At 35.6% G+C, this 24,247-nt stretch carries 16 protein-coding genes; 1 reads left to right on the forward strand and 15 read right to left on the reverse strand.

The window, feature by feature from the left end; translation table 11 throughout:
* Positions 1–43 precede the first annotated feature (43 nt).
* From ggt to ACYIAL_RS00130, 8 genes are all read right to left on the reverse strand, one after another.
* Positions 44–1,747, reverse strand: coding sequence for a gamma-glutamyltransferase (gene ggt, locus ACYIAL_RS00095; protein WP_483750614.1), 1,704 nt, complete (start codon positions 1,745–1,747; stop codon positions 44–46).
* Between the two features lie 507 nt (positions 1,748–2,254).
* Positions 2,255–3,604, reverse strand: a complete 1,350-nt coding sequence (gene celB / locus ACYIAL_RS00100; RefSeq protein ID WP_483750615.1) for a PTS cellobiose transporter subunit IIC — start codon at positions 3,602–3,604, stop codon at positions 2,255–2,257.
* A gap of 14 nt (positions 3,605–3,618) precedes the next feature.
* The gene (locus tag ACYIAL_RS00105) at positions 3,619–4,104 is read right to left on the reverse strand and encodes a hypothetical protein (protein ID WP_174796047.1); all 486 of its coding nucleotides are present in this window, start codon (positions 4,102–4,104) and stop codon (positions 3,619–3,621) included.
* Positions 4,105–4,119: 15 nt separating this feature from the next.
* The gene (locus ACYIAL_RS00110; RefSeq protein WP_483750748.1) at positions 4,120–4,458 is read right to left on the reverse strand and encodes a PTS cellobiose transporter subunit IIA; all 339 of its coding nucleotides are present in this window, start codon (positions 4,456–4,458) and stop codon (positions 4,120–4,122) included.
* A gap of 14 nt (positions 4,459–4,472) precedes the next feature.
* Complete coding sequence (locus ACYIAL_RS00115; protein WP_483750616.1) at positions 4,473–6,473, reverse strand: BglG family transcription antiterminator; 2,001 nt, start codon at positions 6,471–6,473, stop codon at positions 4,473–4,475.
* Positions 6,474–6,627: 154 nt separating this feature from the next.
* Positions 6,628–6,945: a PTS cellobiose transporter subunit IIB gene (locus tag ACYIAL_RS00120; RefSeq protein WP_065639161.1), complete on the reverse strand. Its 318-nt coding sequence runs from the start codon at positions 6,943–6,945 to the stop codon at positions 6,628–6,630.
* A gap of 27 nt (positions 6,946–6,972) precedes the next feature.
* Complete coding sequence (locus ACYIAL_RS00125) at positions 6,973–8,409, reverse strand: 6-phospho-beta-glucosidase (protein WP_483750617.1); 1,437 nt, start codon at positions 8,407–8,409, stop codon at positions 6,973–6,975.
* 679 nt (positions 8,410–9,088) lie between these two features.
* Positions 9,089–9,316, reverse strand: a complete 228-nt coding sequence (locus ACYIAL_RS00130; RefSeq protein WP_065639159.1) for a ChaB family protein — start codon at positions 9,314–9,316, stop codon at positions 9,089–9,091.
* A 978-nt stretch (positions 9,317–10,294) separates the two neighbouring features.
* Between ACYIAL_RS00130 and ACYIAL_RS00135 the strand changes: the two genes are divergently transcribed.
* Positions 10,295–11,359, forward strand: coding sequence for a DUF3829 domain-containing protein (locus ACYIAL_RS00135; RefSeq protein ID WP_483750618.1), 1,065 nt, complete (start codon positions 10,295–10,297; stop codon positions 11,357–11,359).
* Between the two features lie 197 nt (positions 11,360–11,556).
* Here the strand turns inward: ACYIAL_RS00135 and sstT are convergent, their stop codons facing one another.
* From sstT to ACYIAL_RS00170, 7 genes are all read right to left on the reverse strand, one after another.
* Positions 11,557–12,798: a serine/threonine transporter SstT gene (sstT, locus tag ACYIAL_RS00140; protein WP_483748046.1), complete on the reverse strand. Its 1,242-nt coding sequence runs from the start codon at positions 12,796–12,798 to the stop codon at positions 11,557–11,559.
* 183 nt (positions 12,799–12,981) lie between these two features.
* Entirely contained in the window at positions 12,982–16,296 is a 3,315-nt protein-coding gene (locus ACYIAL_RS00145; protein ID WP_483748042.1) for a hypothetical protein, read from the reverse strand.
* Positions 16,286–17,635: an SWIM zinc finger family protein gene (locus ACYIAL_RS00150; RefSeq protein ID WP_483750619.1), complete on the reverse strand. Its 1,350-nt coding sequence runs from the start codon at positions 17,633–17,635 to the stop codon at positions 16,286–16,288. Before ACYIAL_RS00150 ends, ACYIAL_RS00145 begins: the two co-directional genes overlap by 11 nt.
* 133 nt (positions 17,636–17,768) lie before the next feature.
* A complete protein-coding gene (locus ACYIAL_RS00155; protein WP_483750620.1) occupies positions 17,769–19,517 on the reverse strand; it encodes an acetyl/propionyl/methylcrotonyl-CoA carboxylase subunit alpha in 1,749 nt (582 codons plus the stop codon).
* A complete protein-coding gene (locus ACYIAL_RS00160) occupies positions 19,510–21,108 on the reverse strand; it encodes a 5-oxoprolinase subunit B/C family protein (RefSeq protein WP_483750621.1) in 1,599 nt (532 codons plus the stop codon). The genes ACYIAL_RS00155 and ACYIAL_RS00160 overlap by 8 nt, the downstream gene beginning before the upstream one ends.
* Positions 21,109–21,268: 160 nt before the next feature.
* The gene (locus ACYIAL_RS00165; RefSeq protein ID WP_483750749.1) at positions 21,269–22,045 is read right to left on the reverse strand and encodes a LamB/YcsF family protein; all 777 of its coding nucleotides are present in this window, start codon (positions 22,043–22,045) and stop codon (positions 21,269–21,271) included.
* Between the two features lie 13 nt (positions 22,046–22,058).
* Positions 22,059–23,294, reverse strand: a complete 1,236-nt coding sequence (locus tag ACYIAL_RS00170) for an NRAMP family divalent metal transporter (RefSeq protein WP_483750622.1) — start codon at positions 23,292–23,294, stop codon at positions 22,059–22,061.
* Between the last annotated feature and the right edge of the window lie 953 nt (positions 23,295–24,247).

The following is a 24,247-nucleotide window of genomic DNA, read 5'->3' on the forward strand; positions in this document are numbered from 1 at the left end:
TTCATTGAATTATTGCACATCACTAGATGCTATTAAAAAGCAACTATCTAACAATAATTGATTTTCCTCTACCCCGAATATCTGACACCGCTTCCGGTTTATTGTCAGTGATTTTTATGGCTTGAATATCACCGCTAAAATCTTGCTGCTTAAACTGATAACCCATCTGTTTGAGTTGATCTTTTAAATCTTCTGGCACTCTATTTTGAAAACGCTCAATAAAGATAAGATTAGTTGGTAATAACTGATGATGATAACGCGGAGCATCTATTGCTGCTTTTAATGACATATGATTATCAAAGACATTCGTCACCACTTGGAAAATTGAAGTAAAAATCCTTGAACCGCCCGGTGTACCAATAACTATTGCAACATCATTATTTTTAATAAATATACTTGGCGTCATAGAAGATAAAGGGCGTTTATTTGGCTCGATTGCATTAGCATCTTTGCTCACAACACCAAACTGATTAGCAACACCAGGTTTACTACTAAAATCATCCATCTCATTATTGAGTATAATACCTGTACCTTCTATTACAACCGCCGAACCAAACCAGCCATTGAGCGTATATGTATTAGATGCCGCATTGCCCCATTTATCCACAATAGAAAAATGCGTTGTCTGTAATTTTTCGCGATTATTGTCTAAACCAGGTTTAACTTGTTCAGTAATCGAAATAGCTTTTGGATTAACTTGCTTAGCTCTTTGCGCTAAATAATTAGCATCAATCAATTGCGTAACGGGTACAGAGATAAAATCAGGATCCCCCATATATTCAGCCCGATCAGCAAAAACACGTTTTTCTATTTCTGCTAATAAGTGAATATATTGTGGCGAATTCACTTTCACATCTTTGAACTCATTCGCAAGATCTTGTTTCATTAATAAGAGTTGAATTAAACCAACACCACCTGAACTTGGCGGAGGGGCGGTAACAATTTGCATATCTTGCCATTTAGCAACTAAAGGATCTCGCCATTTAGCCTGATAATTTGCCAAATCGTTTTCCGTAATTAAACCGTCATTTTTTTCCATCTGTTGGGCAATTAATTTGGCTGTTTCGCCTTTATAAAACCCATCACTACCTTGGTTTGCAATACGCGCTAAGACTTTGCCAAGTTCGGGCTGTTTAAATACCTTTCCTGCTTGCATAGCATCAAAGTATTGCTTAAAGTGACCATTAGCAGGTGCAAGCTCGGCTGCTTCTTGATAACGTTTAACTAGCTGTTTATCTACGGTAAACCCTTCATTAGCAAATCGAATAGCCGGCGCCATCACCTCTTTCCAAGATAATTTACCAAAACGTTGATGCACCGCCCACATACCAGCAACCGTTCCTGGCACTCCCGAGGCTTTGTAAGAATATAAACTTAAATTAGGGATCACATTTTTATGTTCATCAAGATACATATCTCTATCAGCTTTGCTTGGTGCAACTTCACGATAATCAATAAAATAAGGCTTACCATCCATCCAAAGGGTCATAAAGCCCCCACCACCAATATTACCCGCTTCAGGATAAGTAACAGCAAGAGCAAAAGCGGTAGCCACGGCAGCATCAGCCGCATTTCCACCTTTTTTTAAAATTTCTTGTGCAGCAATGGCACCATAATAATCGGGCGAAGCAACTGCACCAGCTTCTAATTTTTGTGTTACGTTTTCGACAGCAAGTACTTGTTGGCTTATCAGTAAAAATACAATAAAGTAGCAATACTTTATCAACTTACGTTTAAGATAAAACATTTTGCACCTCCTAATAAAAGTATTATTTATCGTACCCACTTAACAGCAAAATACATGAATCACATTAATAAATCATGTAACAATCGGTTAAGGGGAATCATCAATATAACATAGAAAATAAAAATGTTGAGCAAATATTGATCAGATAGCCACAATGCAATCGATGATAATAAAATTCATCTACATAGAGCTACCTATCTATCTTATTTGATGAACATAAGTGAGAAATAATTAAATTTTGCTAGGAAATGTTATTAACAGGTGTCAAGGATGATGTATTTTCTTAACATGATTAGTCATAAAAAACATAATCCGTTTAAATAAGGCTGATTTTTGTAAAAAAGTTTCAGGAAACACGACGTTTAAGTAAAAAAAGTAGTAAATTTAGTCGAAATAATTGCTTGACCCTCATAAAAAGAAGCATAATTGATCTTTATGATTATAAATAAAAAAGAGCGTAACCCATTTAATTAAAGTGCGTACGCTCTTATCTAAAACATAAAAAAACTAAGCTGTTTGAATTTGACTTTCTGATTTACCTTGCTCATCTTTATACAATTTATTGTCATATAATTTGACAAAAGGAATATAAATTAGCAAAGCTAAAATAGCTGAAAATATGGCAACAATAGCCGCTTTATAATCACCGCCAGTGCTAATAAATGCCCCTAATCCCATTGGCGATGGCCATGGAATTAATGCGATGATTGGATGAATAAAACCGGTATTAATAGCCAGATAACCTAATGTTCCGCAAGCCATAGGTGCTAAGAAAAAAGGCAGTGCTAAATAAGGATTGTATACAATCGGCATACCAAAAATAACTGGTTCGTTGATATTAAATATTGCTGGCACTACAGATGCTCGTCCTAAGATTTTTAGTTGGCTAGACTTAGCAAAAAACGCAATAAAGAATGTCATTAATAAGGTAGAACCTGATCCCCCTAAAATCACGAGTGAATTATTAAATTCACCTGCAAAAGGAATATGTGCTCCCGCCGTATTTTCAGTCATATTAGTTAACATAATCGGGGTAATAAATGCCCCAATAATACTCGCACCATGAATTCCAACCACCCATAATGCATGAATTAAAAATAGGATAACCATAATACCCAACCAACTTTTAGTGAGATTGGTTACAAAAGCAAATGGTACGGCAATAATATTGAAAATATCAGTGCCAAAATAGATCAAAATACCATTAAGAACGATCACAAAAAAAGCAATCACAAAAGTTGGGATCAGTGCAGTAAAGGAACGTGAAACACCTAATGGTACTGTTTCAGGCATTTTCACAACCCAGTTGCGTCTGACGCATAAAAAATAGAGATGAGTCGCCACAATAGCCATAACGATGGCAATAAATATCCCCGATGTCCCCAACCGAAAGACAAAGGGTTTTAAGCGTAGCCCATTAAAGACTAAATTACTTTGATCATTGAGTAAGGTAATCACACCATTTTGCATAATTAATTCAGGCAAGGTCATGAAAAATGCAAAAACGGATAACATCGCCCCATTGAGAGCATTAACTTTAAGACCGGTTTCTTCCGCTTCGATCTTAGTCATTTCATAACCAACAACAAAGTTAAAATAGAGGGCTAAAATACCAATTGTTGCTGTATTAGCAATCATATAGAGATCACTGACTCTAAAAAAAGTATTTTCAAAAAAGCCTTCTAAACCCGTAAATGTCATTGGCAACGTATTGAATACTAAAAACATGGAGCCAACAATAGAAAAAGGTACTGACGCCATTCCCGCCGCCATTACAGCTCGAACAATTTTAAATTGTGATATTTTCGCCATGGGCGTCATCAGGTATTTCTGTAAAATAACAAATCCCGTATTCATTTTGTTTTCCTCATCTAATTAATAAATTCTTCGTAAGCTTGGATTCTTTTGAAATGCAAATCCTGATTATGTTGAATTTTATTTAACTTGCTAAGCATTAAGGTGATAATGATTAGGCTTACCGTCAGTAACACCATTAATACATGTAAAGCATCTGGCGTCTGTTTTAAAAATGGAAAAAAGAAGTGATACAAAGGGGTATAGAGCGTAATCATTAGTGTCACAAAAACTATCGCTAAGACACGATAAAATAACCTTGCATAAGGCAATTTATTGCAGTGATTTCGATAAAGTTTAATTTGTTCCCATGTGGTGAGTATGCCTAAAACAAAAAGAGCAAGCGGTAAAATCGCTACCATCGACAATGACCCCATTAAAAAGGTTGCCCAATAAAGATTCAAAAATAAAAAAAATGCGACGGTATAGCGAATCGCTAAAAATCGATTAAAATAGAGATTGGTTAGGCTGATTTTTTTATGCATTGTTAGCTTTTGTGTCATTATGCCACTCCTTATTTAGCCCTTTAATGTTGTTTCTAGCTCATGATGTTTTTCATATAGGTGTAACATTTCAATCGCCATTTCTCGAAAACTCATGGTTGTCATTAAGTGATCTTGTGCATGCACCATAATAATTTCCATCGTGATTTTGATGCCATTTGCATAATTTTGCAGTAATTGTGTTTGTGAATGGTGTGCTTGTAAGATCTCTTTATTTGCTTCTTCAAGCAATTGATTGGCGGTAATAAAATCGGCTTGTCTCATCGCCTTAAAAGCATCGTGAATTTTAGTTTTAGCATTACCACTATATAAAATAATATTAAAAGCGATAAGTTGAATATCCTCTGAGCTCATTTCCTGATTCATTGCTATACCCCTTTTTCAATAAGTTGGATAAAAAGTTGTTTAAATTGGTGAAAATTATGTGTTTTCAATAATTTTGATTGCATTTCTAAATCATCAATCAAGTTAACAATCGCTTTTGTCATCATCGCAAGAGTCGGATTTTGATAAATCGAGGGGGAAATCATAAAGATAAATCGGATTTGTGGGTAATTATCATCCCAAAATACACCATCAGGGATTATTGCAATGCCAATTTTAGGCAATTTTCCCACAGGCATTGCTGGATGTGGCACAACAATGGTTGGGCTAAAGAAAATATCGCCTAATCGCATACGGTTTTCCATTTGCTTTATCATCTGTTGTTTATAATCGCTAGTTTCATTTAGCGCTAAAAGATCAAGTAAACAATTTAAAACTTGTTCTTTACTTTGCGGCTGTTCACATCGGTAAAAATAATCAGCGGATAAATCATCTACCATTTGCAAAGCATCAATAACATGATCTAAACAGCTTGAGGTTAATATTGGCTCTTTATGTGTCGAAATAAGCATATTAGGTGACGAAAGATGACGGCGAATTTTTTGTACATCATCTTCGGTAAAAAATACTGAAACATGAAAAACTGGAACTTTAAATACTTTTGATGAAAGATCCACTGACGAGATAATAAAATCAATCTTTTCTAATATCTTCGGCTCAATTTCATAATATCCTTGCGTGGCAACAATTTTGATTCTTTCATTAAATTCACATTCAACGCGATTTTTTAGTAGTTGGGCACTACCAAGGCCTGTTGCACAAATAATTAATACTTTGGCTTTTTGTTCATTTTTCAGTTTTTCAATCGAAGCTAAAAAGTGCAAAGTTAAATAGCCCCATTCATCATCATGAATAGTAAATTTTTTAAGCTCAGGAAGCTGGCTAAGGTAATTTTTAACTAACTCAAACAATTCTGGAGAATTGGCTTTAATTTCATTAAGCAATGGATTTTTCAGTTTAATATGTTGCTTTAAGCGAACAATCATCGGTTTTAAGTGTTGGATAATGCCGTTTTTCAATTGCTCATCATTTAAAAATAAATATCCCGTTTCTTGTTCTATCTTGATGAGTAAATTAGTCAAAGATGAATATAACTCAGCATCAAAATCATTTTGGCAAAAATTTGATTTACTCATTAAATGTAAAGTTAAATACATTTGTTCTTCTTTTGGAAAACAAAAACCTGTTACCTTTTCAATTCTATTAATAATCTTTTTAGCGACTTGATATTCCAAAGTATTTTTTGTCGATTGTGACATATCAAGATTTTGAATAGAAAGCCCTGACTGTAAGCGTTTAATGCTTAATGACAGATGTAACACGATATTTTGCATCATCACGTCGGATAATTTTATTTTTGCCTCACGGCATTCATCTAAAATAATAATGGTTAACGAATCAAAACTAATGACATCACTAAAGTTATTTAAATACGTTAGATGCTGCAAAAGATTAATCGAGCCATCATGGAAAAAATAGCTCAAAATGAAATGTCGTTTTGCTTTTTCCTCGCCCTCAACATAAAACAAGGATTGATTTTTTTTGACCGTCAGACCATACGGTTTAAGTTGATGCTTAATTTCTAAAATATCTTTATTAAGTTGGGAAGAACTAATAAATAATCGCTCTGATAATGCCTCTATATCAATTTTTTGACATTCTAACAATAACAGATTAAGAATATGATGTTTTCTTTGAGTTGCTTCTCGACAATTCGCTTGTTCTTCATTGCGATCTAATAGATGATGTTCAATTAGAAATAAATTGAAAGCAGTTCTATCTTTAATTTGTAGTTGGTAGCCATAACCTTGTTTACTAACGATAGCTCCACCATGGCTTTCGACCAATGGTTTTAAATCATGAAGATAAGTGCGAACAGTGCGATCTGATAATGATAGCTCAGTTGCTAACCACGCACTACTTTTGAATAAGTTTTTAGAACGAACCAATAAACTAATAAGGTTACGTTGTTTATTTTTAATCACAATTATCCAAACCTGTGCCAACTAAAACCATATTGTTAATAATATAGTGACGGTTTTCACTTGTTAGGTAATCACGCCACAGCCCCAGCCAGATAATAAGGCGCTGCCATTTGGCAAACGCCAAACCTATATCTAAAACAAAAATTCATTGAAATTATTGGATATTATCCTCAATTAACTTGGCTAATTGTTCAATGCCCGATTGAATGGGTATATAGGCCTGAAAAGGAATACTGACAACAGGCTTACCCACTTCATCACCCAAACTTTTCAATTTATCAAACATCATCATCGTTTGGGGACTAATTAAAAAAAGTGAAAAATCACTATTTTTAATCATATTCGCCCCTTCAGTTGCTGATACCGCATCAACCGAAACCGCTTTATCTTTGCTAGCAAAATATTCTGTCACTTTTTTTGCCATTAATGATGATGACATCCCTGCGGCACAAATAATTAATGCTTTTTTCATAAATTCTCCTAAAAATAGTTATATGCTTTATAAAACTTCACCATTAGACTCAATGACTTTTTTAAACCATGCAAATGAGGCTTTGCGACTACGTTTTAGTGTGCCGTTGCCTTTGTTGTCTTTATCAACATAGATAAATCCATAACGTTTTTCCATTTCGCCAGTCCCCGCTGAAACAAGATCAATACATCCCCAAGGGGTATATCCCATCAAATCGACACCATCTTCTTCAACAGCTAGCTTCATTTGTTTTATGTGATCACGTAAATATTCAATACGATACAAATCTTGCACCGAACCATCGGCTTCTACTTTGTCATAAGCCCCAAAGCCATTTTCTACAATAAACAATGGAAGCCTATACATATCAGTCAACCAATTTAACGTATAACGTAATCCCTCGGGATCAATTTGCCATCCCCAATCAGACACCTTGACATATTGATTACCAATCAGATCGGTTTTTTCGTTATATTCATAGCTTTCATTATCTTCTTTTTTCCTAATTGCATTAGACATGTAATAGCTAAAACCAATGTAATCAACGCTGCCGCTTTTCAAAATCTCAAGATCTTGATCGGTGATATCAAGTTGAAAATCTTTACGTTGCCAATATTTTTTAATGTGGTTTGGATACTCACCATGGACATGCACATCAGCAAAAAAGTATTTACGCTCCATCGCCTTTTGTGCCATTAAAATATCACCGGGTTTACTGGTCTCTGGATAGATTGGTATCATTGCTAACATACAACCTATTTCAAAATCAGGGTTAATGGCATGACCAATTTGCACCGCTTTAGCACTGGCAACTAATTCATAATGTGCAGCTTGATACATGATCTGCTCGCGATCGTCGCTTTGTTTATAGAAAATACCTGAGTTAGTAAATGGTGCAAAATCTTCATTAAAGTTAGCCTGATTATTAATTTCGTTGAAAGTCATCCAATATTTGACTTTATTTTTATAACGATCAAAACAGACCTCGGCAAAACGCACAAAAAAATCAATTAATTTACGATTGCAAAAGCCACCATATTCAGTAACAAGATAATAAGGCAATTCAAAATGGGAAAGGGTAACAACTGGCTCAATATTGTATTTTAAGCATTCATCAAAAAGATCATCATAAAATTTTAATCCTTCTTCATTTGGTGCAAGTTCATCACCTTTTGGAAAGATACGCGTCCACGCAATAGAGGTTCTAAAACATTTAAAACCCATTTCGGCAAAGAGTTTAATGTCATCTTTATAGTGATGATAAAAATCAATAGCGTCGTGATTTGGGTAATATTCACCGTCAATAACACCTTCAGTAATTTTTCGATAGCTTTTAGGTGAACCCACCGTCATCACATCAGCGACACTCACTCCTTTACCACCGACTTGCCAAGCCCCTTCTAATTGATGAGCTGCAACGGCACCTCCCCATAAAAAATCTTTTGGTAAACCTTTATTATTCATAATCAAGTACCTGTGTTTATTGAGAATTCAACTTTAGTATAAAAGGAAAAAAATAGAATTACTAACCAACTTTTTCCGTATTGATCAGGAAAAATATAAGTATATTTTGGAGGAAAGTTATGAATTAATATTAGTAAGGTGAGTTACTTTTTTTGATATTTAGAACTTTATCGACACACGATAAAAATAATTTTAAATTTTAAATAATTAAAGCAAAATTTTAAATAAATTCTTCAAACTCATCAGCCTATTTCGAGGGAACAAACTCGATAATATGGTATTGAGCAATGTAATGAATATAAAATGGATCTTCCTTTATGATTAAAATTGCTATTTCTTGCTTTCTACTTAGCAAAGAATCATTCCGCCTGTGCGCGGAACTTTTCGACCTGATGCTATAAAATGTCCCAACTCGTAATGGCTTTACAGATAACTAATATATTGCTGTTAATTACGTTTTACTTCGTTAATAAGTTTAACGTAAGTCAGAGAAAAATAAACAGCGTTTATTTCTAACTAGGATAAAAAAGAAAACCAATATAATAAATCCGTTTTTACTTGTGATAGAAATAACCTAATCCTAACTTATTTTATTCTCATAAAAGTAATGATTAGTAAAAAAATTAGGATGATATAAATTATTTCTATCGAATTATTATTTAACTGGGTTGCCTAATGATTATTTACGTTGCCATTTACCATCTTCACCCTTGTGGTAAACCTTTTCGACTGCTGCCCAAGCCACTTTAAAAGCAATCGTTTCGGGATCACTATTATCACGTCGCTTATGCGGATCTTGATATTCCTTAATCGCGCTATTGAATGCTTCTTTAAAAATATCTTGCGCATGCTCAGGCAAAACATGGCGTACTGAATCGGGTAAATCTTCACGAGTTTTATATGGCATATTACATTCCCTCATAAATTAATCTTAGATGACTGAAAATTTAAAATGGTAATGGTAAAAATAGCACTCCAATGAATGTATTCCCATTTATAAAATAATACAAGTGCTAATTTCATTTAAGAACCCGCTGATGTGATCTAACGAGTCGGAATACCTCACATTGTTGATAGTAATTTCTGCAATGACAGTAATGCATATACCTAACGCCATCTCCCATAAGCGATATGGCGTCTATATCATAAAAAATCACCGTTATCGATTGGCTAAATATTTATGGTCAGTCGTCCGATCGTTTATAATCAACAAACAAAGAACAAAGCCAGATTGAAGATAAATTAAGACAGCAGGCTAAATTTTTGTAAAAAATATTCAGGATTCTATACCGTTTCGTGATTACTTAGCACTTCGCAGTATCTATTTGTTAAAACGTGTAATAATCATCGTATCAATCAAATACTCACAAAACCTGCACGTTAACAAACAAATGGGAAAAACGAAAAAAATACATACTTTAATGGTGATGTGATGTTCGCTTTTTAGATTATATTTTTGTAAAAAATATTCAGGATTCTATACCGTTTCGTGGTTAATTAACACTTCGCAGTATCTATTTGTTAAAACATGTAATAACCATCGTATCAATCAAATACTCACAAAACCTGCACGTTAACAAACAAATGGGAAAAACAAAAAAGATATATACTTTAATGGTGATGTGATGTTCGCTTTTTAGATTATATTTTTGTAAAAAATATTCAGGATTCTATACCGTTTCGTGGTTAATTAATACTTCACCGTATCTATTTGTTAAAACATGTAATAATCATCGTATCAATCAATGCCAGAATTATTACGAATAATTGAGAATAAACATCGCAATTCATTATTTCAACTTCATATTTTATTAGAAATAGTCGTTAAAAGATAATAAAGTATTAACACAATGAATTTATAAAGCCAAAATTAAGGAAATAAATAATGAAAAAAAAATTTTTAACCGTATTGATTGCTGGATTTTTGATGATTGGCTGTGATGACAAATCAACCGAAAACAAAACACAACAACCCACAGCTGCTTCAGAAGTTAAATCTTCTGAGTCTAAAACTACTGAAGATGTTTCACAACAATTCGCCCTGAAAGCACGTAAAGGTAATATATGGCTAGACGTTTTTAATACTAATGTTTCCCAAGCTGCAGAAGCATTAAGAGGACGAGGCAATATGACTTCTTCTCTTTATCATCTTGATGACAAAGTCGGGAGATTTTTAAAAAGCGTCAATGATAAAAACGGTAAAATTGATGTTAATTATGTGAAAAAAAATCCAACGAAACTATTTATCGGTTATCACCCAACACCAGAAGTTCTTGATGAATATAAACAATTGATTACTGAGTTATTAGCATTTAAACCAGAGTTACCCGAACTTGATGCCGTAGGCAAAGCATTAAGTGATAAATACATTGAAATAGGATTAGCTTATGACCAGATAGCTAAATATTATTTAGATAATGAGTATAAATTGGATGACTTTGCCAAATTACCTGAACTGTTAAATAATCTTGACACGCTTTATAACCAATATATTGAAGCAAAAAGTGTTGCTTTAGCAGCTTATGGTAAATTATACAAAGAAATCCACGCATTTCAAAAATCAGAAATAAAAAACAAAGGGTTAACTCTTAACTACAATTGCATGGAAATCATGGATTTATCTGAAGATATTGTTGCGTTAATCAATGAAAGCTTTAACGAAAACAACCAGTTTAAAAATCTCGATAAATCTGACCTTGAACAAAAAATTCAGCAAATAGAATCCATAACCAATGAATTAATGACGAATAAAGGCAAGAGTAAATTAATTAAACAACAAGGTTTAAACGATATGTATTATGACCGTTTTGTTGATCGTTTACCTAAATTGATTAATCAAATGAAAGTAGTTTTAAAAAATTTACAGACCAATACTATAGAAAGAGAAGTTGATTCTTTGAATAGCGAACTTAAAAGTGTAATTAGCGGCTATAATCAAGTAATCAATTAAAAATAGATAAACATCGTTTCATTGCTAACATTTTAGTCATTATCAATGACAATAAATAGTGGTATAAATAACAACGGTGTAAATATTACACCGTTTGCAATGCATGAATTTTGGTTAAATAACCATCTTCATATCATTATGTAGTTGGTTATGTAGCTGAATGTAAATAGAGTTCAATATTTAATCTGCGTTGATATTCATTTTTTATTTTGCGCTGCCGATGAAACTGCACCAATAAACACAACATCACTTGACGAATTTAACGCAGTTTCAACCGAATCTTGAATCACACCGATAGCGATCCCAATGCCAATCACTTTAGCTGAAATTTCGTTAGGAATACCAAACATACTACACGCGACAGGAATAAGCAGTAAAGATCCCCCCGCAATTCCCGATGCCCCACAAGCACATACTGAAGTTACAATACAAAGTAATACCGCAGAATAGATATCAACATGTATACCAGCACTAGCCGGCATTGAATTAACTGTGGCTAAAGTTAACACCGTTATAGTAACAGCCGCTCCCGACATATTAATTGCTGCGCCTAATGGCACAGCAACGGTATAGGTATCTTCATCCATGTTATATTTTTTACAAATTTCCATATTGACAGGAATATTTGCTGCTGAGCTACGTGTAAAAAAAGCAGGAATCGCACTTTCTTTTAAAGTAGTGAATACAAGTGGATATGGATTTTTTCGCATAACTAGATAAGCAAGTAATGGATTGATAACCAATGCAACAATCACCATGCAAGAAACTAATACAATTAATAAATGAGCATATTTTTTCAGCTCATCAAAACCTGTTTCGGCTAATGTTGAAGCGATAAGTCCAAAAACTCCTAAAGGCGCAAATCGGATAATAATTCTGACAATAAATGAGATAGCATAAGACAGATCATTCATCATTGTTTTAGTGCTTTCACTAGCGTGCCTTAGTGCTAAACCAATACCAACTCCCCATACAATAAGACCAATATAATTTGCATTTATCAGCGCATTGACAGGATTGTCGATCATTTTGCCTAATAACGTTTTTAACACCTCGGTAATGCCATTAGGCGGAGAAAGCTCAAGGTTATTTAGTGTGTCACCAAATGAAATTTGCGATGGGAATAAAAAACTAGCAATGGTTGCTAATAGTGCAGCTAACATCATTCCAACAAGATAAAGGGTAATTAACGATCTCATATTCGCCTGTTTACCATGCTGATGGTTGGATATTGATGCAATCACTAAAATGAGCACAAGTATAGGAGCTACCGATTTTAAGGCATTAATAAATAGTCCACCTATAAGAGACATTCCTAATGCGGTATCTTTCGATACTGCGGCGAGAATAATACCAAATATTAAGCCCAATAAAATCTGCGGTATCAACCCTACTTTTAAGTAAAAACGAACCAACGGATGAGAAGAATGAGTCATAATATTCCTTGTTTATTAAAATAAAGGCAAAACAATAACATAATTCAACATTATGTTTATAGAAAATAATCATCATCATAATGTTTTTTTATATATCACTTTACATAATGATTAAATTTAATTATTCATTGCTTTTATATTAGACATATTTTAGGTGTTCTAATCAATTTTCAAAAAATAACCATCTTACTTAAGTAATTCAAGTAATTGTTTTGCTTTGTTTACTGCCACTGATTTTGCTTTTGCTTGGGCAATATCCGCTAATCCTTGCCATTGAGAATCAAGTTCAGTTAGATAACCGCGCCTAGTTGCCTCTTTCAAATAAGGGGCATAGGTTAATGACATATCTAAAATCCGATTGATCCAAACAGGTATTTTTTCACCTTGTTTTACTAGATTTCCAACAAACTTAATGCATTCAATTAATACTGGACAAAATATTGGCAATAAACTTGGTCTTTTTTCTAGTAATCGAATTAATTTAGCGGGGCTTAAATCAGGATAATCGAGAAACAACATAATAGCTTTACGCATGGTATCTGCATCAATGATTCCTTTTTTAACATTTTTTTCAAAAATAAAATTTGCTTTATAAGTATCACTGTCTTGAGCCAACAATCCGATAATCACTGTCACTAACGATTTTGAAAAAATCAGATTATCTGTGTTTAAAAAAATCAAATTATATTTACTTGATAATGGTCCATCGTTATTTTCTTGCCAATTACGTGTTTTTTCAACAACAAGTAACTGTTTGTTAATACACCAATGTAACCAAACTCTTGATTGAAAATTAGGTATAACTTGTTGATCTTTTGATAATGCTGGGTAAGCTTCGCATTGGAATTCGTATTCTAAATCATAATACCAATCATTTTTTACTATGTGGAAAACTTGGTTAGACACATTGGGGAGTTTTAAAGTAAACATTAGTGATTTAGCCAATGCTTTAGAAAAGCGTGATGATTGATCTATTACAGGCTTACTAATAGTAATTGAAACATTATCTTCAGGCACAACTTTAGCCTTTTGCGGTTTTGACCATACTTGTTCAAAATCATCAGGAGCTCGCATCGATACGTCTTGTTTTAAAGGGGCGATTTTAGGTAGTTTTTCAACTATGGCTTTTGCTTTCTTAATCGCATTAGCACTCCCCTCTTTACTGGCTAACATTCTGATGCCAAATAATTGCAATTGATTGGCATCGGCTATGCCTTGATCGACAGCATATTGAACTTCTGGTAAAAACTCAGCTATCGCATCAACAGTTTCAAGCGTGCCAGATAACAGTCTCGGCGCTTTACATGATGCGATGATTAATTGATCCAAAATAGGCCAAACCACCGAAAGAATGCCTTGTTTTGCAATATCGGTTAATACTGATACCAAACTAGCTATACGACAAGGAACCTGACTAAACCGCTCCAGTAACAAAACATCTGCCACACCAGGAATAAGCAAACCTCTTTGCCATGCATCATTCACGGCTTGAGCCATATTGCTAGCCACATAAGGCGAATTAGCGCGTTGCATAGCTAACAATGTCATTGCAGAACGTGCATCAAAAGGAGAACGTCTGTTAACAATTTGCTGGAACTCAAAACCTTGATGGTAATCTGTTGCCCAATCAATATCTGACGGTATTGCACTATCGTTCCATAACGGAAAAATAGCAAGAATTTTTGTAAATCCGTTATTTCCAATACGTTTAGGAAAATAATTTAATGATTGTGGCAGGGACAGTACGTCTTCAATATAAGTATTTAACGCTAATTTAGGTTCGATTACTGGATCGTCCAGATACTGTAATACTAAAGAGCCAGCATCAATTGGCATTTTTTGTCCTGATTGCAAAACGACTGCAACATTTAACTTCTTGAGTTTTTCTATCGTTGATGATGTTTGTGTCGAAACATCAAGACGAGTCAAGGCTAAAAACAGATCCGCCTCTAATGCATCAATTTTCAACTGTTGATAAATCGCTAATCGTTGACTAAGATCATCCACTGTTATTGAAAGATCACTCATGCTTGGTGTCGACAGTAAACAAGGTATTTTGCCTAAGTTTTTACAAACAATATAATCGCGTGCTGTCAATAAATCAGACAAGTATTTATGATACGGAATCTCTTCGCCTTTACGCCAATAAAATAGAAAGCCAAGAAGCCGGTCAACCCGCAATTTTATACCAGCTAAACTCGCTTTTGCAGCTTGAGGATCGTGATAAGCAATAATATTGGCTACAGCTAAAAATCTTTCCGTCACACTATCATGACCAGATATGTTTCTTTTTACTAATTCAGAGGCTAACTCAGTTAATACATCAGGGGAAATAGGCTCTAATTCAAAAGGTGGTAATTGCCAAAGTGGCGGTGTTGGTTGCCAAAGTTGTTGTAATTCGGAGGAATTAGATTGTATGGTATGATTATCAAGATGCCACTTTGTAATTAGTTTGCTAGTTAAAGCCACAATTGACTCATCAGTTTGGTCAAGTAATAGGTTTAACAAAGGCATAAACAAATCAGCATTTTTGGGCTTTTTGCGATTTAGAGCAATCTTTAACACTAATTTTTTGACCGATTTTATTTTAGATGATAAGCATGCCGTCATCACTTCAACTAATAACTCATCATCAACAAAGGGGATTAAAACGGGTGCTAATCGATTAATGATTGCTGATTCACCCATGGCTAGTAATGGAATTAAAACAGGTACTCGCTGACACAATTCAGCATCGGTAACACCTAAATCATAAAGTGTATCTAACCATACTTTACGATCTATAGGACGAATAGCGATATCTAAGGCTAAAAAAATTAACTCTTTTGCTTGCTCTCGGTCAAGCCAACCTAATGTTACCCCCAAGCGAAACACTTCACTAAAAGACCCTGTAGCAGGTGTATTTAACGCAATAGCAATTTGAATATGTTCGATAAATCGACGCTGACATTGAGCTATATTTGGAGGGATTTTATCGTAAAAAGGGTCGACAATATCAGCATCATGAATAGCAACTGAAAAATGCTTTACAACATCACAACCACGCATAGCAACCGCCGCATACAACGTCCAATCGGCGATATAATTTTGATTTTCAGGAATAATCAAATTTAAACGATCTACCAACTGAACAGCAAGATCTGTAGGCGCAGACGCTTGTTGCACAAAATTTTGTGCATAATTCTCACCACGTTCAATAATAACCGGCAATAACAAAGATGAATAAGTATAATGAGCAAGTTTTAACGCTCGGCTCACTGATACCCCAATCCGAATGGCGTACAAAGCTAAATATGCTTTATTACACTTAACATAATCTTGCCATTGAAAAGCGTTACCAACTTTGACATAGTCACCCCATTTGCCACTTTTTAATCCTAAAAGTGCAATCTTTTGCTGCTCTTTGCTACCTAGCGGTTGTTGTAAAATATTGTCAGCTGTGACATTGTTCCAATTCAAAGAAGTAAAAATCGCTTCGGCTTTCACTAAGTTAGCATTCATAAATATTTTCCTTAATTTGCACTGCTAAAATATGTTTACACGGTCCTTTTTTGAGTTGATGATTCAGATACCATGAGCAAGTACATTGTGATATCATTTTACTATTCTGCCTAACAAAACGGACACGATAGTCTTCGTTATTCGAGTGAACCATCCATGTGTTTTCATCAACCCGATCAATACATTTAATCAATTGATAAGCCGATTTTAAACGCGGATTATCTTTAATAAGTCGATTAGGATCTTCAGGCAATTGACGATGAAAATAGCCATTTTGGTGTACATCAAAACCCAACTTACCTGAAACAGCCAGATACGCCAGCGAACTATTAATACGCTGAGTATCTAACCCTGTTTTTATCGCTAACTGAGTCAGATCAATGAGTGAATCAAATTGTAAAATAGATTGAATAAGTTGAGCATTTTGTAATTGTTGTTTTGGTGCAAGCAACTCAAGTAAGGTACCTTCGCCAGAATAACCTTGCCATGGCTGTGCAGTTAAGCTCAAAGTAAGCCTTGCTCCGTCGAGTTCAACTTCAACCATGCAGGGTCCTTGTTCGCCACTTGCTAACCGGTAAAAAGTTAAACGTTTAATATTGGTCATTAATCGCTTAAGTGCGCTTAACCGGTGTAGCCCTGAAATATACACACTATTGCTATCGCCTTGAGCCATCAATTTAATACCGGTATTGGATGGCACTAGCCAGCTCGATTGTTGTTTACTAGTCACGGTTGGCAATCCCGCAATAAACGTTTGTGCTTGTATTCCCGTTACCGCAAAAACAGCAACCATTTTGGTATGAATTTCAGCTACATTACCAAGTGCTCGAATCCACCTATCTGGCATTGCAACAGGGCGCTCAATAATGGCTTTTATACCAATCACATCTCTATCTTGTTTTTGGATATGCCGCGTTGCCAAACCTTGATTGCCAATATTGAGATGAAGTTTATCTTTATTATTAACCTGAGTTAGCGCTTGCCTTAAGCTAATACCAATATCTACATTGGTTGTGCCTCGTGATATGTGTCCATCAAATCCTTGTTGTAGCAAATCTAAACGGGCATAAACACTGTTGCAGGCTGAAAAAACTTCTGCTCTTAATTGATTCCCTTGCGCAGATAAAACAGGATCACGCAAAGTCACCGGCACCGGTTTAAAATATCGGGTCGCAGTAATATCAGCCAGAACCAGTAAAGATCTAGCAAGAACCTGTGGGTAAAGAGCATAACCAGCAAAAAATTGAGGGTTGTCAATAATTCCATCTGGTGTTAAGGCTGGCGATAACGCTAAGGCTAATACGTCGTTAGTGAGTTTTGATTGCTGAGAAAACTTCAATATAAATCATCCTAACACATTAAAAATAGACAAAATATCATGCTCATGAGTATAAAATAAGCAAAATATATTGTCTATATTTGATGTTTTTTTGCTATTTTGATGAAAAATATTCTTGTTTTATCAACACTATCTAAATGATTTCTGCAACAGGTGATCCCGCGCTGACATAATTGCCTTCTTTGATTGTTTGCTTTAAAACACCGTTTCGATGTGCAATAACTTGAACTTCCATTTTCATGGCTTCCATAATAGCAATAACATCGCCCGCGTTTACGCTTTGATTATCATTGATCACCCATTTAAAAACACTACCCGAAACAGGTGACTGGACAATCAATTCAGAAATTTCTTCTTTCACGCTGGAAGATGTATCTAAATTAGCTTCCGTTTGCAAGGATAACCCAGCAAAAAGTTGTGCAGGAAAACCCAGTTTACAACGTTTACCGTCAATCTCGATAAATGTGTGAGTCAGTGTTGCTTCTTTTTGTGGTATTTGCCTCTTGGCAGGCGTTATTGTTGCAGTCAATTCAGTTTCGATCCAACGCGTATGCACTTTAAAATCATCACAAAAATCTGGATGTTCAATAACCGCACGTGCGAATGGTAATACACTTGCCACCCCCTCAATCGAAAACTCAGCTAAAGCACGACGGGCCCTTGCTATAGCGTGCTGACGATTATTGCCAACAATAATCAGTTTTGCTATGAGCGAATCAAACATGGCCGGAATAGCCGAACCAGCGAGTACCCCACTATCTAAACGTACTCCTGGCCCTGATGGCGCATCAAACCGTTTAATGGTACCAGCTACAGGTAAAAAGCCATTAGCTACATCCTCAGCATTAATACGAAACTCAATGGCGTGACCTCGTGGTTTAGGCATTTGGTTAATACTAAGCGGTAAGCCTTGGGCAATGCGCAGTTGCTCGATAACAAGATCGACACCCGTTGTTTCTTCTATAACTGGGTGTTCAACTTGCAATCTTGTGTTTACTTCAAGGAAAGATAACTTGCCATCCTGACTAAGCAAAAATTCAACCGTACCCACGCCGACATAATTTGCTTTAGCACAAATATCAATCGAAGCTTGAATAATTTGTTGCTCTAATGGTTCGGTTAAAAATGGTGCGGGTGACTCTTCAATTAATTTTTGGTTACGACGTTGCAGTGAACAGTCACGAGTTCCAACCACAACAACATGACCTAATGTATCTGCAATGATTTGTACTTCAATATGTCGAGGATTGTGTAAAAATTGTTCTAAAAAACATTCACCACGACCAAAAGCAGTAGTCGCTTCGCGTACAGCGGAATGATAAAGTTCTTCAACTTCTTCCATTTGCCAAGCCACCTTTAATCCCCGACCGCCGCCACCGAATGCCGCTTTAATCGCTATCGGTAAACCATGAGCGTGCGCAAATTCAACGACCTCTTTAACATCTTGCACTGGTTGTTTAGTTCCAGCAACTAAAGGCGCGCCAACTTGCAATGCAAGTTGTCTGGCTCTGACTTTATCGCCTAATATTTCGATCGTTTCTGGATTTGGTCCAATCCATATTAAACCAGCATTTTGCACTGCTTTAGCAAATTCAACGCGTTCTGATAAAAACCCATAACCTGGGTGCACCATTGTAGCGCCTGACCTTTTGGCTATAGCAATGATTTTATCAATATCGAGATATGTTTCACTCGGTAAATTGCCTGATAATCCATAAGCTTCATCAGCCATTTGTACATGAAGTGCATCAATGTCCGCATCAGCATAAATTGCAATAGACAAAAAGCCCATATCACAACAAGCACGTATAATACGTACTGCAATCTCGCCTCGGTTAGCGATCAATACTTTGTGCGTTATTTTTTGATTATTTTCAGACATGATCAATATCACTCCCTTCAAATTCTCTAAACATCCCTATAGGATTAAATTTTATTTTGGCATTGACAGGAATTTGACCGGCCAAATCTAAATGGTATGTACACACAGCCCCGATAACAGGATAGCCCCCTGTTAAAGGATGATCATTCAAAAATAGTACCGGCTGCCCATTCGCTGGAATTTGTATTGCTCCAATGCAGGTGCCTTCACTGGGTAATTCTTGCTCTTTGGCACGGCTTAAAGGCATGTCACCAGACAAACGTAAACCAATGCGATTAGATGCAGGTGTCACCTGCCATAGTTGAGAAGAAAGTAATTCTACTGCTTGCTTTGTAAACCAATCAGTACGCGGTCCAAGCACAATATCGAGTACAATAACATCATTACAAGTAGGATAGCGTATCATTGGTGTTTCAGTTAACGACACCGCATTTAAGGTTTGAATTTTCTTAATAGCTAGCGTTTGACCAATTTTAAGTGGTGAGGGTCCGACTTGGGCAAGTGTATCATAAGAGCAACTGGTTAAAACAGGTGATACTTGAAAACCACCACGCACAGTCAAATAACTGCGTACACCACATTTTACGCTTCCCAAACTAATAATATCGCCTTTTTCCAATTGAATCGGTTGATACATGGCAACATTATACTTTTCGCCATCTGATGTGGTAATGTGTATATCACACTCAGCCCCTGTGACAGCAACCAACATACCACGGTTTACCTGCGCTTTAAAACCACCTTGCGTAATTTCTAATACGGCTTCATTTATTGGATTGCCCACAATGCGGTTACCGCTATGTAATGCCCCCTTATCCATCGCTCCAGATTCAGAGATACCTAATGCCGCCTGACCAATGCGCCCTGCGTCTTGTAAAAGTGTTTGTAATCCTGTTGCTAATATTTTGATATCCTGTTGTTGATTGCTGTTGTTATCGTCTTTTTTAACGGTAGGCAAATGATACTTTTTAGTGGATTTGCTAGCATCAAAAAAATTAACTCGGCTACCAGGTTTCAATAATGCAGGTTGATCGCGATTTAAATCCCATACAGCGGTATCGGTTATACCAATAAGTTGCCAACCGCCGGGACTAGCTTGAGGATAAATACTACTAAACTCACCTGCTAAAGCAACTGAACCAGCTGGAATACGAACTCGTGGTGACTTGCGACGCGGTACATTAAGCTGAGCATTTTTAGACACCATATAAGCAAAGCCAGGCGCAAAGCCACAAAAAGCCACTTGATATTGATTATTGGTGTGTCTTGCAATGACTTGAGCAACAGTTATACCTAGATATTCAGCCACTTGGGCTAAGTCCTCGCCATTATAATGAACAGGTATTGTCACCCATTCACCAGATTGCATAACACTTGCTGAAATATCCAATTTAGCGATATGCTTAACAAGCGTATTAGCATTAGTCGCAATGGGATTATAACGAATCAATATAGTGCGCGCTGCGGGGATTATCTCTTCTATATGCCAATGCATAAATACACTGTGCAGTGCATTGGTAAGCGCCATTGTTTGCTCAAGTGTTGTTAATTCAACAATAAACGCATCAACATTAACGGGTAAAAATCGCATTAAGCACCTCTATATATGGTAAATATCCAATTCCTAACTATAACTATTTATAGCATTGTGTCATATCAGAGACTAACTTTATTGCCGGCTTAACAAATTCGTATCTAATCATAGTGCTATTTTTTCGTTAACTTAATTAAGTTTCCAAAACTTAACTAATCTAATGATTATTTACCTTAGCAAACGAGACAATATTAATGCCATTTTGTTGTAATTTTTCACGAACTTTTTGCGCCATTGCTAAAGCACCAGCGCTATCGCCGTGAACACAAATTGATCCTGCCTCAATACCGACAAACTGCCCGTCTATAGAAGTCACACCACCATCACTCACCAACTGTAGCATACGGTCTGCAACTAGATCGGGATCGTGCAACACAGCGCCGGCTTCTTTACGAGACACTAACGTACCATCGGCATGATATGCCCTATCAGCAAAAGCCTCAGCAACCACACGCAAGCCATTTTCTTTAGCCCACTCAATGAGCTTTGAGCCCGCAAGCGCAACTAAAATCAGTGTTGAATCAACCGAACAAAGTGCATCAATCACTGCCATTGCCTGACGCTTATCATGCGCAATTGTGTTATATAATGCACCATGAGGTTTAACATAACTCACCTTAGCGCCAATTGAAGCGGCTAACCCTTTGAGTGCACCAATTTGATAAATCACATCTGCGGTTAATTCATCGGCGGCTATATCCATATTACGACGGCCAAAACCAACTAAATCAGGATAACCGACATGAGCACCGACTTCGACATGATTAGCTTTGGCCGCTTTTAATGTCTTTAAAATACCCGCTGGCGATCCTGCATGGAATCCGCAAGCTATATTGGCACTGCTAACAACTTTTAGCATTGCCTCATCATTTCCCATCGGCCATTGACCAAAGCTCTCGCCAAGGTCACTGTTTAAATCAATACATTTAGTAATTGTCATATGTCCTCTATTTTAAATAGTTAAAAATAGTCGCAACCGACATTATGCCCATATACCAAGTAATAGCACACACAATCATACCTAATAACAATAGCCATCTTGGGTAATGATACCCAGACATAAGATCAGCACGTCGCCAGCCAATATAGACAAAAATAGTTAAACCAAGCGGTAAAACTAAACCATTAAAACCACCCGCAAAAACTAATAATGATACAGGTGCGGTTCCCATAATTAAATAAATAGCTAACGAAACAACAATAAAAACAATGGTGGCAAACTGGCGTTGCTTTTCTGTAATTGCCCGTTTAAAAGGGGTAATAAAAGTCATCGAAGTATAGGCAGCGCCAATAATACTAGTTATCGCGGCAGCCCATAAAATCAAACCAAAAATACGTAACCCCAATTCACCTAAAGCGGCCTGAAAGGCTTGTGATGCGGGATTGGCAGCATAGCTTGAAATGTCAATTGACACACCACTTGCACCCACACCTAAAATGGCTAAAAATAAGATGTAACGCATCAAACCCACAACCATTATTCCTTTGGTTGCCGCGCCCGAAACATAATCGATATGCTGAGCACCAACCATACCTTTATCAAGTAATCGGTGAGCTCCAGCGTAAGAAATATACCCCCCAACCGTTCCCCCAACAATAGTCGTAATAGAGGCAAAATCAATACTGCTTGGAAAAACCGTTTCCTTTAAAGCTTGTCCAACAGGTGGTTGAGAAGCAAATACCACAAACAAGGTCAAAATAATCATGAGCAAACCAAAACCAATCATTAAACGATCAATAAAATGACTGGCTTTACGGGATGAAAATATATAAACCGCTAACAGTGCACTAATTGCCCCACCCCATTTAGGATCAAGCCCAACAAGTGCGTTTAAACCTAAACCAGCACCGGCTATATTACCAATATTAAATACCAACCCACCAAATATGATCAGCACCGCAAGTATATAGCCACTAAATGGAATCGTCGCATTAGCAATATCTGAAGAATTCATTTTGGTTAACGCAACAATTCGCCAAATATTTTGCTGAACAACATAATCAATAATAATAGAGGCTAAAATACCAAACCCAAAAGCAGTACCAAGAGTGACGGTAAAAGTGGCTGTTTGGGTAATAAAGCCCGGACCAATTGCCGAAGTCGCCATTAAAAAAATGGCACTGATTAATGAGGCACGCCGATTTTTAACAAAAGCAACAGTACTACCGCTATTATTTTCCATATGCATGTTTCCTCTAAACTTATTTCTAGAATTATGACGATAGTTATACTAAATAGTATTTACAAGCAATAACTATGCCATAGCTCTAACAAATTTTGATAAATGGGGATAAATATAATTACTGTTTTTAAAGTAAAAAACTAATAAAAAATAATTATAATGATTCATCAACAAAGACTAACGAGCTTATTAATGATAAAGGAGATAACTCAATTTTTAACTTGCACTCAATTAATGTGCAAAAATGCCACTACATAGGGTAAATATCTTTAATTAACATTACTAAAAATAATAATTTTTGTAAAGAAGTTTCAGATAACCCTACATTTCAATATAAAAACCAAACAAATTAATCTTATACCAATTTAAATATAAGATGACATTTTTTTCATAAATTTGTTTTATGGTTTACATAAAATAAAAATAGCGTTATCCATCAAGACATTTTCAATCATTTTTAATGATATTTGTATAATATGTTGACTTAACTTATAATCCAGACATGATAATACAGCCCCTATCAGACAAAGAAAATCAGTCACTGGTTTCCACTGTCAATTCCAATTGTCTGACTGGTATTTAAAAAAGGCGGAGTAAAAATAATTAGCATCACATAATTACTGTCTAATATCTTGATATAATGGAACTAGAAATTGAAACGTGCCAACAAGTTATTACACACTTAATGATATGAGATTAGTTGATTTTAAAAACAACAAAGACCCTTGTCATTTTCTATTTCTATGTTAGTTTTGCCCTGAGTAAAGTATTTAAATCTAAAATAATCACCTTTTTTAAAATTAAACAATCATATTGGCATATAAAATTAACATTTTAGCCAGCCTGTTATTTATCTTTTGTAAATTCACATTTATGCGTATTGCAATTACTGTTTAAGTAGTAAATATAATTGATGATTATATAAGGAGAGATAGTTTCCCAACGTCCTGCTG

The sequence above is a fragment of the Gilliamella sp. X-57 genome (genome assembly GCF_057063565.1).